The 14,426-nt window shown below is 66.7% G+C and carries 10 protein-coding genes; 5 read left to right on the top strand and 5 right to left on the bottom strand.

Features of this window, described 5'->3' with window-relative positions:
* The first annotated feature begins 50 nt into the window (after window positions 1–50).
* From CT3_RS19260 to CT3_RS19250, 3 genes are all read left to right on the top strand, one after another.
* Window positions 51–2,531, top strand: coding sequence for an adenosylcobalamin-dependent ribonucleoside-diphosphate reductase (locus CT3_RS19260; RefSeq protein WP_066541226.1), 2,481 nt, complete (start codon window positions 51–53; stop codon window positions 2,529–2,531).
* Window positions 2,532–2,666: 135 nt separating this feature from the next.
* The gene (locus CT3_RS19255; protein ID WP_066541224.1) at window positions 2,667–3,212 is read left to right on the top strand and encodes a hemerythrin domain-containing protein; all 546 of its coding nucleotides are present in this window, start codon (window positions 2,667–2,669) and stop codon (window positions 3,210–3,212) included.
* Between the two features lie 236 nt (window positions 3,213–3,448).
* Window positions 3,449–4,516, top strand: a complete 1,068-nt coding sequence (locus CT3_RS19250) for an AbrB family transcriptional regulator (protein ID WP_066541222.1) — start codon at window positions 3,449–3,451, stop codon at window positions 4,514–4,516.
* A 148-nt stretch (window positions 4,517–4,664) separates the two neighbouring features.
* Here CT3_RS19250 and CT3_RS19245 read toward each other — a convergent pair whose 3' ends face one another.
* The 5 genes from CT3_RS19245 to CT3_RS19225 all read right to left on the bottom strand — a co-directional run bounded on the left by CT3_RS19245 (window position 4,665) and on the right by CT3_RS19225 (window position 12,146).
* Window positions 4,665–6,842 (bottom strand): c-type cytochrome, encoded by a 2,178-nt coding sequence (locus tag CT3_RS19245; protein ID WP_066541221.1) that lies wholly within the window; start codon window positions 6,840–6,842, stop codon window positions 4,665–4,667.
* 523 nt (window positions 6,843–7,365) lie between these two features.
* Window positions 7,366–9,519, bottom strand: coding sequence for a TonB-dependent receptor (locus tag CT3_RS19240; protein WP_066541220.1), 2,154 nt, complete (start codon window positions 9,517–9,519; stop codon window positions 7,366–7,368).
* Between the two features lie 206 nt (window positions 9,520–9,725).
* On the bottom strand, window positions 9,726–10,022 hold the full coding sequence (locus CT3_RS19235) for a BTH_I0359 family protein (protein WP_066541219.1): 297 nt from the start codon (window positions 10,020–10,022) through the stop codon (window positions 9,726–9,728).
* Between the two features lie 154 nt (window positions 10,023–10,176).
* Window positions 10,177–11,319, bottom strand: coding sequence for a DUF3108 domain-containing protein (locus CT3_RS19230; protein ID WP_066541213.1), 1,143 nt, complete (start codon window positions 11,317–11,319; stop codon window positions 10,177–10,179).
* Between the two features lie 11 nt (window positions 11,320–11,330).
* Window positions 11,331–12,146: an IclR family transcriptional regulator gene (locus CT3_RS19225; RefSeq protein ID WP_066541211.1), complete on the bottom strand. Its 816-nt coding sequence runs from the start codon at window positions 12,144–12,146 to the stop codon at window positions 11,331–11,333.
* An 87-nt stretch (window positions 12,147–12,233) separates the two neighbouring features.
* Between CT3_RS19225 and CT3_RS19220 the strand changes: the two genes are divergently transcribed.
* On the top strand, window positions 12,234–13,283 hold the full coding sequence (locus CT3_RS19220; protein WP_066541209.1) for a fumarylacetoacetate hydrolase family protein: 1,050 nt from the start codon (window positions 12,234–12,236) through the stop codon (window positions 13,281–13,283).
* A 22-nt stretch (window positions 13,284–13,305) separates the two neighbouring features.
* The gene (locus tag CT3_RS19215; RefSeq protein ID WP_083520618.1) at window positions 13,306–14,370 is read left to right on the top strand and encodes a TraB/GumN family protein; all 1,065 of its coding nucleotides are present in this window, start codon (window positions 13,306–13,308) and stop codon (window positions 14,368–14,370) included.
* Window positions 14,371–14,426 lie beyond the last annotated feature (56 nt).

The raw sequence follows: 14,426 nt of genomic DNA, 5'->3' as shown, positions 1-14,426 counted from the left end.
AATGGCTGCGGCCCCCCGGCTTGCAGATCCCCTAAAGGGTGTGGAAAACAATGAAGCGCGAAGACATGAACGTGGCTGCACAAAACGGTTTGACGGAACAACCCATCAGCCTGGACGTGCTGAAGGAAAAGTACCTCAAGGCCGGTGAATCCGGCATGGAAGACCTGTTCCGCCGTGTGGCCCGTTCGCTGGCCTCGGTCGAGAACGAAGACCAGCGCGCCGCGCAGGAAGCCCGTTTCCTGCAGAACCTGCGTGCCGGCGGCATCGGCGCCGGCCGCATCATGAGTGCCGCGGGCACCAACATCCAGGCCACGCTGATCAACTGCTTCGTGCAGCCCGTGGGCGATTGCATCCAGGGTGTGGACGACGAAGGCTTCCCCGGCATCTACGAAGCGCTGCGCGAAGCGGCCGAAACCATGCGCCGCGGCGGTGGTGTGGGCTATGACTTCTCGCGCATCCGCCCCCGTGGTGCCGAGGTGAAGGGCACGGCCTCCATGGCTTCCGGCCCCTGCAGCTACATCAATGTGTTCGACCAGTCCTGCTCCACCGTGGAGTCGGCCGGTGCCCGCCGTGGAGCCCAGATGGGCGTGCTGCGCATCGACCACCCCGATGTGCAGGAATTCATCACGGCCAAGCGCACCCCGGGCCGCTGGAACAACTTCAACGTGTCCGTGGGCGTGACCGGCGGCTTCATGCAGGCCGTCGAACAGGACGCCGACTGGGAACTGGTGCATGGCGCCAAGCCCGGTGCCGGCCTGATCGCCAAGGGCGCCCACCAGCGTGCCGACGGCCAGTGGGTCTACAAGACCGTCAAGGCCCGCGCCATGTGGGACAGCATCATGAAGTCGGCCTACGACTTCGCCGAACCCGGCATCCTGTTCATCGACAACATCAATACCGACAACAACCTGTCGTATTGCGAAACCATCAATGCCACCAATCCCTGTGGCGAGCAGCCCCTGCCGTCCTACGGCTGCTGCGATCTGGGCCCCATCATCCTGACGCGCTTCGTCAAGAACCCCTTCGGCATCCACGGCACGGCCGAGTTCGACTTCGCCGCCTTTGAAGAAGTGGTGGCGACGGAAGTGCGCATGCTGGACAACGTGCTGGATGCCACCTTCTGGCCGCTGCCCCAGCAGCGCGACGAAGCCATGGCCAAGCGCCGCATCGGCGTGGGCTTCACCGGCATGGGCAACACCCTGTGCATGCTGAAGCTGCGCTATGACAGCCCCGAAGGCCGCGACATGGGCGCCCGCATCACCGAAGTGATGCGCAACGCCGCCTACGCCGCTTCGGTGGAGCTGGCCAAGGAAAAGGGCGCGTTCCCCAAGTTCGACGCCAAGGGCTATCTGAAGGCCGGCACGTTCGCCAGCCGCCTGCCCAAGGCCCTGCAGGATGCCATCAAGAAGCACGGCATCCGCAACAGCCACCTGCTGTCCATCGCGCCCACGGGCACGGTGTCGCTGGCCTTTGCCGACAATGCCTCCAACGGTATCGAGCCGCCGTTCTCCTGGACCTACACCCGCCGCAAGCGCGAGGCCGACGGCTCCACCAGCGAGTACACGGTGGAAGACCACGCCTGGCGCCTGTACAAGGCCATGGGCGGTGACGTGAACCAGCTGCCCGAGTACTTCGTCTCGGCCCTGGAGATGAGCGCGGCCGACCACATCGCCATGATGCAGGTGGTGCAGCCCTTCATCGACACCTCGATCTCCAAGACCGTGAACATCCCCGAAGACTACCCCTTCGAGGACTTCAAGAACCTGTACCTGGGCGCCTGGAAAGCCGGCCTCAAGGGCTGTGCCACCTACCGTCCCAACTCCATCCTGGGTGCGGTGCTGGAAACCACCAAGCCCAAGGAGGAAGCCAAGCCGGCTGCCGCTCCCGCCAAGGAAGAAGTGCAGGCCGTGGTCGACCCCATGCGCACGGTGATCGAAAGCCGTCCCAAGGGTTCGCTGTCGGCCGTGACTGACAAGATCGAGTACTGGACCCAGGAAGGCCAGAAGCGCCTGTACCTGATCGTCTCTTTCCTGCCCGTGGAACGCCCCGAAGGCGGTACTGTGGACCGTGCCATCGAGTTCTTCATGCCCGTGGGCCAGAACGGCGAATCGCAGCAGTGGATCACCTCCAGCATGCGCCTGCTGTCGCTGGCTGCACGCGGCGGTTTCCTGGAGCGTGCGCTGGAAGACATGCGCAAGGTGGTCTGGGATCGCGGCCCGGTGCGTCTGGGCACGTTCGAGCGCCCCGACGGTGCCCGCGTGCCCATGTGGCACGACTCGGAAGTGGCGGCCATCGCCTACGCCATCCAGCAGATCCTGGCCGAGCGCGCCCGCTCGCCCGAGCAGCTGCAACTGGCGCTGACCGATGCGCAGGAAGCCGTGACCCCCAGCGTGCACGAGCAGCACAGTGACAAGGCCGGCGCCCAGCTGATGGCCGGCAAGAAGTGCCCCGAATGCGGTGCCCATGCCATGATCCGCAAGGATGGCTGCGAGTACTGCACCTCCTGCGGTCACCTGGGCAGCTGCGGCTAAGCCCAGACCCGCGGTGAAGCCCCTGCATGCAGTGGGCTTGTCGACACGAACGGCGGCTTGCATCAATGCAGCCGCCGTTTTTTTGTGCACCATGGCGGACAGCGGCGGATTGCAACCGCCCCGAAGGATGAAACCATGACCAGCCGTGTGGCCCTGCCCGGCCTGCGCTCCCCCGGTGCGGGCTTTGACCAGCCGTTCGAGATGCTGGGCGCCTGCCATGAGCGGGTGCAGCGCACCCTGGATCTGCTGCAGCGCCTGCAGACCTACCTGGCCGAACAGGGCGTGGACGACAGCGCCCGCCAGGCCGCGCGCGACGTACTGCGCTATTTCGATGTGGCCGCGCCCCTGCACCATGAGGACGAGGAGCTGCACATCTTCCCGCCCTTGCTGCAGCCCGGTACCGACGCCGGCACCCAGGCCGTGGTGCGCCAGCTGCAGCGCGACCATGTGGCCATGGCCGCCTGCTGGGCCCAGGCCCGCGTGCCGCTGCAGGCCCTGGCCGGTGGGGGGCAACAGGCTTTTTCGGCGGCGGACCAGGCGCTGCTGCAGCGCTTTGCGGGTCTGTATGCCGACCACATCCGGCACGAGGAAGGGCAGGTCTACCCCGCGGCCCGGCAGCTGGTGGACGCGGCGGGCCAGCAGGCCATGGGCCGTGAAATGGCGGCGCGGCGCGGGGGCTGAGCCCCGCCATGCAGGGTCCGCCCTGATGCACATGCGACAGGGCAGGGACCGCGTACTTTGGTTTTGAGAGCGGTTTGTAACCAGGGTGCAGGCGCTAGAGAGCAATCCGGCGGAAAATTTGCTGCAGCGCACAAGCCGGTGATACTGGGCGCTTTGTTGCTTTCGCCACCCCGCGCGCTGCATGCCTGGGCATGCACGCCCTGCGCCGGGGCTGCTTTTCGCCCCGCCTACCTTCCATGCCCCGACTGAATTTTGCGACCCGCGCGGCGCTGACCCTGGCCCTGGCCTGGGCCGCCGCACTGCTGTGTACGGCGCTGCACACCCCGTTGCCCTGGATGATCGGGCCGCTGCTGGCCACGGCCCTGTGCTCCATGACCGGCGCCCCCACGGTCAGCTGGAACGTGCTGCGCAACCTGGGCCAGTGGACCATGGGCACGGCGCTGGGTCTGTACTTCACGCCCCAGGTGGCGCGCATGGTGGGCAGCCTGTGGTGGGCCATCGGCCTGGGCATTGTCTGGGCGCTGCTGCTGGGCTGGGCTTTCAGCGCCTGGCTGTACCGGCACAATGCCGCCCGCATGCCCCAGGTGCCGGCGCCGCAGCTGCGCGCCACGGCCTACTTTGCCGGGGCCATTGGCGCGGCGTCCGAGATGACCTTGCTGGCCGAACGCGAACATGCCCGCACCGACCTGGTGGCCGCCAGCCACAGTCTGCGGCTGGTGATCGTCACGGTCAGCATTCCGTTTGCCTTGCAGTGGCTGGGGGCGCAGCCACTGCCCGACTTGATGCCGGCCGCCATCCGCACCGTGCAACCCCTGGGACTGGCGCTGCTGGCGGGATTGACGCTGTGCGGGGTGGCGCTGATGCAGCGCACCGGCCGGCCCAACCCCTGGTTCCTGGGGGCGCTGGGCGTATCCGTGGGGCTGACGGTGGCCGATGTGCAGCTGTCGGCGCTGCCGGTCAGTTGGGTGAATGCGGCGCAGTTGGTGATCGGGGTCAGTCTGGGCGTGCGCTTTCGGCGGGAATTCCTGCGTGCGGCACCACAGTGGCTGGGGTCGGTGGCCGTGGGCACGGTGGGCCTGATGGTGGTGTGTGCCGGCTTTGCCTGGCTGCTGCACTGGGCCACGGGCCTGCCCTGGGTCACGCTGGTGCTGGGCACCTCCCCCGGCGGCATTGCCGAGATGGCCATCACCGCCAAGGTGCTGCAGCTGGGGGTGCCGGTGGTGACCGCCTTCCAGGTGTGCCGCCTGATTGCCGTGCTGCTGCTGGTGGCGCCGATGTACCGGCGTCTGTATCCGCAGCATTGAGGCGTTGTCAGCTCCGCGGGGCTGAATACCACGCTGCACGGTGAGACATGGCGTCGCCCGCGGCGCAAAAAAGCCGCAGCAGCCCGAAGGCTGTGCGGCGGGAAGCCCATGCGGACATGGGCGGTACCGGATGGGTCCGATGTGCTAATCAGTACCGTGCATCGGCAGGTTTCTTGCCGTTGGGCCAGTCCTTGAGCTTGGGTGCAAAGTCCGGGCGCGGCTGGTGGCTGAAGTACTCGGCCACGTCCACGGCGTCCTGGTCGGAGAGGCCGCCCTGGCCCAGCGGGAAGTTACCGTGGAAGGCGATAGGCATGTTGCGCTTCACAAAGGCGGCGGCGGTATAGGTGCGGGCCAGACCGGCGCCGATGTTGAAGGACTCATCGCCCCACAGCGGCGGATAGACCCACTGGCCCTTGGCGTTCTTGATGCCTTCGCCGTCAGCGCCATGGCACAGCGCGCACTGCTGGGTGTAGATCTGCTTGCCGTTTTCCGCATTCGGAATGATCTGCTGGCTGATCTTGCCCACGCCCCGGCCTTCGACCTTGTCTTCGGGCTTGGTCTCGTTGCGCATCCAGTCGAACAGCGCGACCATGGCCTTCATCTCGTCCGAATCCAGCGGCAGCGGCTTGCCGTTCATGGAACGCAGGAAACAGCCGTTGATGCGGTCTTCCAGCGTGATCACCCGGCCGGCGCGCGGCGCGTAGCTGGGGAAGAAGGCCGAGATGCCGATGTAGGGCGAGCCGTCGGCCACGGTGCCTGCGTTCAGGTGGCAGCTGGCGCAGTTCAGCGCATTGCCCACGTTCTTGGGCAGCAGGTCCCGCGTTTCGATGTTCAGGCGCGCGCCATAGACCAGCTGGTCGGCATTCTTCTCGTCCAGCATGCGGGCCAGGCGCGGGGTTTCGAAGGGGCGGCTGTTTTCGCCCTTGGCGTCCAGCGTCTTGCGCAGCGATTGCACATCCCGGGCCTGGACCTCGGGCGCATCCTTGCGGCCCCAGTTGCGGCGGGTGAAGTTCAGGATGTCGGCAATCTCCTGGTTGCCCAGCTGGGCGAAGGCCGGCATGGTCAGCGGGCGGCTGTGGGCCTGGGTCACGGGGGTGGTCCAGCCGGTCAGCATGATGTGGATCAGCGTGCTGGCGTTGTCTGACTGCAGCGAGCGGTTGCCGGCCAGCGGCGGGAAGATGCCGTCCACACCTGCTCCGTCCGAGCGGTGGCAGTCCGCGCAGAACTGCAGATAGCCCAGGCCACCGCGGGTGCGGTACAGGTCGGCCGGCACGTTGTAGTGCGCGGCGGCCGTGGTGGCCAGCGCCTCGGTGCTGCCCACGCTGCGTGCGGGAATGGCGATCACCGGCGCCGGGCCCTGGGTCACCTGCATGGGCAGGTCGTTCTTGCCGGCCGGCAGGGCCTTGAGGTAGGTGCCGATGGCCAGCAGATCGCCGTCGCTCATGTACTGGGTGCTGTGCTGCACCACGTCCACCATGTTGCCGGAGACCGAGCCATGGCGGTTGCGCCCGGTCTTCAGCAGCTCGGCCGTTTCCTGGGGCGTCCACAGGTCGCGCAGGCTCAGTGCGCGCCAGCCTTCCACGGTTTCACCGGCCAGGAACAGCGGGCCGTTCGGGCCTTCGCTTGTCATGGTCTTTTCCTGGAAGGCGATGCCGCGCGGGGTGTGGCAGGCGCCGCAGTGGCCCAGGCCCTGCACCAGGTAGGCGCCGCGGTTCCATTCGGCGCTCTGGCCGGCCTGGGGCTGGAAGGGGGTGTCGTCCAGGAACAGCCAGTTCCACAGTGACAGGCCCCAGCGCTGGTTGAAGGGGAAGCCCATCTCCGATGGCTGGTTGACCGCCTGCACCGGCGTCACGCCCTGCATCAGGTAGGCATACAGGGCCTGCATGTCGTCCTCCGTCATCTTGGCGTAGGAGGGGTAGGGCATGGCCGGGTAGAGGTTGCGGCCGTCGGCCGCCACGCCCTTGCGCATGGCACGATCGAACTGCGCAAAGCTGTAGCCGCCCATGCCGGTGGCCTTGTCGGGCGTGATGTTGGTGGAGTAGAGCTTGCCGAAAGGCGTCTCCAGCGCCAGGCCGCCGGCCATGGGGGCGGTCTTGCTGCCGGTGTGGCAGGCCACGCAGTCGCCCAGACGGGCCACATAGCGGCCACGCTCCACCAGGGTGCGCTGCTCGGCCGTCAGGTCGGCGGCGTAATCGGCGGGCAGGTCGTCAATGACCTGGGGTGCAGGGGCCGGGGCGTGCTCCTGCACGGCGGCGGTGGCCAGGTGCCAGCACACGCCCAGCACGGCGGCCAGGGGGACAAGGCCATATTTGTAGATGATTTTCATGCCATTTTCTCCACACGGGATAAGGTGGTGGGGTGATATTGCCTTCACTGCATGTCATAAAAATAAAATCATGCGCTGCTGCGTTGATGTGCATCAGCCAAATAATGCATTTTCCACGTGCCATGAAAATCAGCCACCCAGGGCATGAACACCTCGCCGTGCTAGTGGCAGGGTGTGCTGTGGGTGGCTGCGGAGGGCGCGCTGGAGGCGCCGGATTCAGTGCGGATGCAACAGGGTTGTGCTTGGCGTGCTATGAAGAGTGAAGGTGTATTGCACCCGATTATCGGCAGTCGGCGCGAGAATAAATCGATTGGCACAGCGATATTCTCAGAAAAATTGCATGCTTAATGGGTGGTTAATTATTCTGGTTTAAGAAAATAAATAATGCCTGCTTGAATATCCCAATGATTATTGGGAACGGGTGTGCCGACCGGCATCTCGGTAAATACGGGCGCCATGAAAAAAGCCACAGCCCCGGGATCGGGACTGTGGCCATGTGCTGTGGTTGGGCGGTGGCCCAGGCTCAGAAGCTGTAGGCCAGGTTCATGCCGGTGCTCCAGTTGCGGCCGGGGGCGCCTTCGTAGTAGCGGCTGTTGCCGTCGTTGACGATAACCGAGCCCACGTACTGGCGGTCAAACAGGTTGTCCACGCGGGCAAAGGCACGCAGGGTCCAGGGGCCCATGACCTTGCGGTAGCCCACGCTGGCGGCGGCCACGGTGTAGCTGGGGGCGGCTTCGCTGTTGGCGTCGTTCACGAACACCTTGCCCATGTGCTCGGCGGACACGCCCACCGTCCACTCGGGGGTAATGCGGTAATCCAGCCCCAGCCACAGGTGCTGCTTGGCCAGGCCGGGCAGGAAATTGCCGGCCGCGGCAGTGCCCGATGCCTGGCGGAACGTGGCGTCCAGGTAAGTGTAGGCGGCCTGCAGCTGCAGCTGTGGCGTCAGGCGCAGGTCGCCCTGCAGTTCCACGCCCTGGCGGCGGGTATCGCCGGCATTGCGGTAGGTGGTGCGGCCTCCCGCGCTCAGGTCGCTCACAATCTCGTCGCTGGTATTGGAGCGAAAGATGGCGGCGCTCCAACTGCCTCGCACGTCTCCGGTCAGGCGCTGGCGGTAGCCCACTTCGTACTGGGAGCTCACGCTGGGCTGCAGTGCGGTATTCATGCCGCTGCCGTCGTTGCGGTAGGACATCTCGGCGAGGGTTGGCGTCTCAAAGCCTCGGCCCGCGCTGGCGTACAGCGTCTGGTTGGTGCTCAGTTGGTGGGCCAGCGACACCACCGGCAGGGCTTTGTGCTGGCTGGTGCTGTCGGAGTCATCGGGGTTGCCGGGGCGGATGAAGCGGTCATCAATCTCAAACTTGACTCGGCTGTAGCGCAATCCGGTGTCCAAGCTCCAGCGTGGAGCCAGTTGCCAGGTGGCTTGCACATAGGGGTCGATGTTGGTGATGGTATTTTTTTCGTCGCGGCTCAGATTGCCTTTTACGCCAATGGCTGTTGGCGCATTGACATTGCCCGTGTAATTCTTATAGCCCTTGCGATCTTCTTGCACGTAGTCCATGGCCAAGCCCGCTGTCACTGTGACGGGGATAGGTGCATCGCTAAATTTTCCTGTCCAACGCGCATCGACACCGGCGTAGTCACGGGACATATCGATCACACCACCCGCGTGCTTTGCATTCTCTTGAATGGCATAGCCAGAGCTATTTTTCAAGGGTATAGATTGGTACTGCTCCATAGACCGGTGCCCGGCGTATGCAGTCAAGGCCACACTGTGGGTGCCATTGAATTTGCGCTCATAAGTGGCGCCCATTTGGGTCTGCTTGAGCGACTTGCGGGTGTCGAAGCTCTCGGCGACAGGGGCATTGCCGTTGTCTGAGTCCATAGAGGCCCGGCGCGGGTTGGCTTGATATTGCTTCCAGGTCAGGCCCTGCGGGTCCTGCGCATCAGATTCCATGGTGTTGGCGACGATGGTCAGCTGTGCATCGTCACCGATGGCGGTGCTCAGCTTGGCATTGGCGATGTTGCGGTCGGCAGCGCTGTGGTCGCGGTAGCCGTCGGTGAGAAAGCGGCTGGCGCTGAGCACATAGCTCAGGCCCTGGGCCGTCTGGCCGCTGGCCTTGGCCGACAGGCGCTTCTGGCCGTTGCTGCCCACGGCGAAGCCGCCTTCCACGCTGGGGGCGCCGGTCGGGGTTTCGGTGTACATGCTGACCACGCCGCCGGCCGAGTTGCCATACAGCGCCGAGTACGGGCCGCGCAGCACTTCCACGCGCTCCAGGCTGGCAATGTCGATGTGCGAGAGCGAACCCTGGCCGTCTGGCATGGTGGCGGGAATGCCGTCCACATACAGGCGCACGCCGCGCAGGCCGAAGGTGGAGCGCGCACCGTAGCCGCGCACGGACAGCTGCAGATCCTGGGCGTAGTTCTGGCGGTTCTTGATCTGCAGGCCGGGCACACTGGCCAGGCTTTCGGACAGGTTGACCTGCAGCTGGCGGTCGCGCAGGGCTTCGCCGTCGAGCACGGTGGCGGAGGTTGGCAGGGCCTGCAGGCTGGGGCTGCCGGCCGCAGAGCGCACTTCGGTGGTGGCCATGACCGCGTCTGCGGTCGGGGTCTGTGCGGAGGCAGCGGCACAGCACAGGGCGCAGGCTGCCGCAATCAGGGAGGGGGACGTGGTGAGATGCATGGGGGAGTCAGGGTGGGCACCGCGCCATGCCTGCGAACCCCAGGCGGGCCGCTTGCCGCTCCCTTCATGGTAGTAACCCTTGGTCTTGTGTGCAGACGTTGCCCGCGATAAACGCGTTGCGGACAGGGTCGGTGCCTTGGCAGCAGGCCGGGTGCCGGGCATAAAAAAGGCCGCTGGTGCGGCCTTGGGGGAGGTGGAATCAGGGGTCAGTGCACCAGCACCGGGTTCTGGGCCAGGCCGGAATACAGCTCCAGCGTGTCCTCGACTTCTTCCTGGGTGGGCGATTCACGCTGCCACTCCAGGATGACTTTCTGAAACATCTCGGCCCAGGAGCCGTCCAGGTAGACCTCTTTGCCCGAGCGTTTGTCCACGATCTCGAAGCCGTGGCGGGGCATGGGAGGTGCCGGGGTCTTGCCGTCGGCGAGGGTGATGGCGGAGGGTGTCTCCAGCTCGGGCTGCATGTGCAGGACCACAAAGGAATCCGAGTCGTAAAGCATTTGCATAAATAGCACCTCCTGTTGCCTGTTGCAGGCTCTAGATGGCCGCCGTGGCGGCGGTTTCAAGGGGGAGTCCCTTGGTCCGGTCGTCACAGTCCCAGTATTCCATGGAAATGCCCTGGTGCGCAGGATGCTTGCACAACACCCTTGTGGGCGGTATTCAAGGGCTGCTGTGGGATTGCAGCCGCAGGTCCGCGTAGTCGCCGTTGCTTTCGCTCAACCGGATGCGCACCGGCAGATAGCCCAGTGCCGGGGCCAACCAGAGCTCGGCTTTCTGGTCGCGGCCGTTGCGCGGCAGGCGTTCAAGGCGCAGCGTGTCCAGCGCGCCGCCCGGCAGCTCCAGTGGCTCGGCGCCGTGCATCTGGAAGGTCCAGGGCTCCACGGCCTTGGTACTGGCCGTGGGCAGGGTGATTTCAGCGCCGGCGGGGTAGCGCTGTGGTGCGGCGGCCAGCAGGCCGGCCAGCTGCAGGAACACGCTGAGCCGGTCCTGCGTGCCGGGGGCGATGCGGGCCAGCGGGGCCTCGGGCTCGAAACGTGCCAGGCCGGCGACCCAGTCCATGCTGGCTGCACGCAGCTTTTTGCGCGCCCGGTCTTCGAAGCGGTCGGGTTGCAGGCCGCTGGCGGTGATCTGCCCGCGGCTGGCCTGGGAGCGTGTGCCCAGCAGGAAGGCACTGATCTCCTGGCTGGCCTGGTAGGACGGGCCTTGGGGCTGCCACCGCAGCCTGGCGCTGGCGCTGTAGCTGAAGCCCTTGACCTGGCCCTGTACCTGGAACACCAGCTGTTGGGCCGGTGGCGCCTGGTAGGCCAGATCGGTCTGCCGTGGCTGGCCGGGGGCGGCGCGCAGGCTGATGCCCTGGGGCGGGGCATTGGCATTGCCCGGCGGGGAGCTTGCGCTGTCCTCGTCGTCTTCGTCGTCCGCTGGCGCGGGCGTGGTGGACGGTGCGGCTTCGGCAGGCACCGGCGCGGCTCCGGCGGCGGCATTGTTCCCCGCAGGCTCCGGCATGGCGTCCGGCGTCGGTTCGGGCGCTGCCACAGGCTCCGGTACGGGTTCCGGCGCAGGCGGTGGAGCGGGCTGGGGGGCTGGCGCCGGAGGGCGTGGCTTGGGTGCCGGGGCGGGCTTGGGGGGCGGCGGAGGTGGTGGAGGCGGGGGCGGCGCAATGCTGCGGGTGTCAAACACCGGCGCAGTGTCGGTTGTAGGGGCTTTGGCGGTGGTCTGTCCCCAGGGCAGATCGTTTAGCAGCCACCAGTGGGCGGCGCCCACCACCACGGTCAGCAGCAGAATCACCAGGATGCGGCGGCGCATGCTCGGACCTTTCAACCGGCCGCCGTGGGCGTGGGCTGCACGGGCGACACCATGGCGCGGTGGCCGAGGTCGTGCGACAGCTGCTGCGCCATGGACTGCAGCGGGGTGTGCACGCTGCCGCCCCAGGCGGTGTCGAAACCGGCCGTCGCTCCCAGGCTGAGAATGCCCAGTGCCAGGTGGCCGCTGGCGTTGAACACCGGGGCGCAGAACGCCGCAGTGCCCGGCAGCAGGGTGTCGATCACGCGGGCGCAGCCCTGCTGGCGTATGCCAGCCAGCAACTGCTGCAGTGCGGCATCGGTGCGGGGGAGGTCGCTGCGTGCGCTGCTGCCGGCCTGCAGCAGTTCAGCGGCCAGCAGCGGCGCGGTGAGTGCCGGCGGCATCCAGGCGGCAAAGCAGCGGCCGGTGGCAGAGCTGAGCAAGGGCATCACATCGCCCAGGCGCAGATGGGCCACCACAGCCTGGGGGCTGGGTTCCCAGTGCACCAGGGTGGGGCCGCGGTTGCCCCAGACGGCCAGGGCCAGCGTGTGCGGAATCTGCGCCTGCAGTGCCGGCAGGCGTTCGCGGGCCAGGCGCACCGGGTCCTGGCGCTGCAGCGTAGCCAGGCCCAGGTGCAGGGCGGCCGGGCCCAGGTCGTAGCGGCCGCGTGCGTCCTGCACCACCAGGTCCAGGCGCAAAAAGCTCACCAGGTAGCGGTGGGCCTTGGCGGCACTCATGCCAGCGGTGCCTGCCAGGTCCTTGAGCATCAGCGCGCGCCCTGCGCCGGCCAGTGCCTGCAGCAGGGTGAAGCCCACTTCCACCGATTGGATGCCCGCGCGTTCCTTGTCCATTGCACTAGAATTTTGTTTAGTTAAATCCATTTCACTGAATGTAATTCTGGCAGACCGCAGCGGTCTGCGGCATGGAGGCACAGGCCAATGAAACTCGCCACCTACAAAGATGGTTCCCGTGACGGCCAACTGGTCGTCGTCTCGCGCGATCTGCGGCTGGCCCATTATGCGACTGGCATCGCCAGCCGGATGCAGCAGGTGCTCGATGACTGGGCTTTTCTGGCCCCGCAGCTGCAGGACCTCTACCACCAGCTCAACCACGGCAAGGCCCCGCATGCCTTCCCTTTCGACCCGCAGCAGTGCATGGCGCCGCTGCCGCGCGCCTACCAGTGGGCCGACGGCTCGGCCTACATCAACCATGTGGAGCTGGTGCGCAAGGCGCGCAATGCGGAGGTGCCGGCCAACTTCTACACCGACCCGCTGATGTACCAGGGCGGCAGCGATGATTTCATCGGCCCGTGCGACGACATCGTGGTGCCCAGCGAGGCCATGGGCATCGACTTCGAAGCCGAAATCGCCGTGGTCACCACCGATGTGCCCATGGGCAGCACGCCGGCCCAGGCGCTGGACGGTATCCGCCTGGTGATGCTGGCCAACGATGTCAGCTTGCGCAACCTCATTCCCAACGAGCTGGCCAAGGGTTTCGGTTTCTTCCAGGCCAAGCCGGCCACGGCCTTCAGCCCGGTGGCGGTGACGCTGGACGAGCTGGGCGACAGCTGGAAGAACGGCCGCCTGCACCTGACGCTGCAATCCACCTGGAACGGCCGCAAGGTGGGCATGTGCGATGCCGGTGAGGACATGACCTTCCACTTCGGCCAGCTGATTGCCCACATCTGCAAGACGCGCAATGTGCGGGCCGGCTCCATCATCGGCAGCGGCACGGTCAGCAACCCCGGGGTGGAAACCGGCAAGGGCAAGGCCAAGCGCATGGAATGGCCCAAGGGCTATAGCTGCATTGCCGAGAAGCGCTGCATCGAAACCATCCAGGACGGGGCGCCGCAGACCGAATTCATGAAGTTTGGCGACACCATCCGCATCGAGATGAAGGGCAAGGACGGGGCCAGCCTGTTTGGTGCCATCGACCAGAACGTGGTGCCGCCCGGTGCCGATCGGGGTGATGGTGCCGATGACGAATAAGCCAGAAAGGAACCAACAGCGCATGCAGCACGGCAACCCGATGCGGTCTCCCTGGAAGCGCCGCATGGCGGCCGCGCTGCTGGCATGGGGCGCAGGCTGGGGGCTGGCACAGGCTGCAGCGCCCCCGTCCGGCAAACCGGCCCCTGCGGCGCAGGGCTGCCCGCCCACGCTGGTGGCGCCCAGCCAGCAGGAGCTGGTGCTGTTGCAGCGCCATGCGCGCGACCGCGGCATGCTCTGGAAGCTGGAGCATGGCGGCCGCACCAGCTGGCTGTACGGCACCATCCACGTCAACAAGCTCGAATGGATGATGCCCGGACCCCGCACCATCCGGGCGCTGATGGGCGTGGACCGCCTGGCGCTGGAACTGAATCTGCTGGACCCGGCCGTGCTCCAGGCCTTGACCGAAGGCCTGCGCGCTCGCAAGGGGGCACCGCCGCTGCCGCCGGCGCTGCAGCAACGCCTGGACCGCCAGTTGCAGGCCGCCTGCATGCCCGAGGCCCTGGCCCCGCTGCGGCCTGAGGCCCAGCTGGTGACGCTGCTGACCATGGTGGGGCGCCATCAGGGGCTGGATCCGCAGCTGGGGGTGGACCTGGTGCTGGCCGGTGCGGCCCATGCCCAGGGCAAGCCGGTGATCGGGCTGGAAACCCCGGAAACACAGCTGCGTGAGCTGGTGTCCGACGACCCGGCCGAGGTGCAGCGCAGCGTGGACAGCGGCTTGCGCCAGCTGGAGCGCGCGGATGCGCCACAGCAACTGGCGCGCCTGGTACAGGCCTGGGCCGATGGCGATGTGCGCCAGCTCGAACGCTATCCGCAGTGGTGCAACTGCCTGAACACGGCGGAGGAGCGCGCCGATTACGCCCGCCTGATCGACGGCCGCAACCCGGGCATGGCCCGCGCCGTTGCCGAGCAGCTGCGTGCCGGCCACACCCTGTTTGTGGCCGTGGGCGCCATGCACCTGGTCGGTCCCCAAGGCCTGCCTGCGCTGCTGGCGGCGCAGGGCTTTGACGTGCAGCCGGTGGCATGGGGCAGCAGGACGCCGGGCGGCGCTGCGGGCACTTCTGGCGTAAAAAAGGCGCCCGCGCAATAGCGGCAAGCGCGGGCGACGGACCCGCGCGGATTGCGGCAGCATGGAGGCCAGAGCGG

It is taken from the genome of Comamonas terrigena NBRC 13299, assembly GCF_006740045.1.
Classification (GTDB): Bacteria; Pseudomonadota; Gammaproteobacteria; order Burkholderiales; family Burkholderiaceae_C; genus Comamonas; species Comamonas terrigena.
This window is presented reverse-complemented; position numbering and strand designations above follow the sequence as displayed.